At 45.2% G+C, this 1293-nt stretch carries 2 pseudogenes; one reads left to right on the forward strand and one right to left on the reverse strand.

From position 1 onward, the window contains the following. Positions 1 to 87 precede the first annotated feature (87 nt). A pseudogene (locus A3738_RS07170) lies at positions 88 to 852 on the reverse strand (ribonucleoside-diphosphate reductase subunit alpha); the annotation flags it as partial. A 3-nt stretch (positions 853 to 855) separates the two neighbouring features. On the opposite strand from A3738_RS07170, the pseudogene A3738_RS07175 reads away from it, so the two are divergent. Further along, positions 856 to 1293 (forward strand): annotated as a pseudogene (locus A3738_RS07175) (ribonucleoside-diphosphate reductase subunit alpha); the annotation flags it as partial.

A 1293-nucleotide genomic window follows, 5' to 3' on the forward strand; every position in this document is an offset into this window, starting at 1 on the left:
CCCAATTTGGCGTTGCTGTACTTGTTTTTTTGTTGGTGAATGACATAGTAGGTCCTCAAATATAATTCGGTTTCAATGCGCTCAAACTTATTGGCAAGCTTCGCAGTCGGGTTCGAGAATTGAACACATCTTTGGCGCTTCTTGCCCTTTCGCCAACTCAAAATCATCTCCCGCTTTCTGAGTAGTCTGCGGATTGTGATTTGATAAGCTTCCCTGAACTTCGTTTTGGCTAGCACTTCCAACTACCGTCGAAGTTTGCTCAGCAACCCCTTGATCAACTGGCGTGCTGTTTTTCTCAGTGTGCGTTGCACCCAGCGAACGTAAGTAATAGGTCGTTTTTAAACCGCGGCTCCACGCCGTTTTGTAGAGGTTGTCCAGCTTTTTACCTGAGGGTTCCGACATATAAAGATTCACGCTCTGTGCTTGATCAATCCATTTCTGACGACGTGCTGCCGCTTCCACTAACCAATGCGGTTCTATCTCGAAAGCAGTTGAATACAGTGCCTTGATGTTCTCTGGAATACGATCAATTTTCTTAACACTGCCATCGAAATATTTAAGATCATTGACCATCGCTGCATCCCAAAGATTTTCACGTTTGAGCGCCTCAACAAGCCATGGATTCACAACCGTAAATTCACCGGACAGGTTGGATTTAACAAATAGATTTTGATAGGTCGGTTCAATCGATTGCGACACACCAATAATGTTGGAGATCGTCGCGGTTGGCGCGATAGCCATCACATTTGAGTTGCGTATTCCCTCCTTTTTAATCTTCTGACGCAGGCCATCCCAATCTAAGGTTTGACTGTAATCACAAACGGTATAACGCTCGCCGCGCTCTTGGCTGAGTTTATGAAGCGCGTGTTTGAGGAGCAAGATTGGACCTTGTTTTCTCCTAATGATGTTCCAGACCTGCACGACTTAACTGGTCAGGCATTTGAAAAGCGTTATGAAGAATATGAGCGTAAAGCTGAAATCGGGGAGATTAAACTCTCTAAGCGTATTCCCGCATTAGATCTATGGCGTAAAATGCTCTCGATGCTATTCGAAACTGGGCATCCATGGATTACTTTCAAAGATCCTTGCAACATTCGTTCGCCGCAGCAACACGTTGGCGTAGTGCATTCTTCCAATCTCTGCACTGAGATTACGCTCAATACCAGTGAAGATGAAATCGCCGTGTGCAATCTTGGTTCTATCAACCTTGTGAATCACATTCAGGACGGCGAGTTGGATAGAGAACGTCTCCAAAAGACGATCCGAACTGCTATCCGAATGCTTGATAATGTG

It is taken from the genome of Oleiphilus sp. HI0066 (assembly GCF_001635725.1).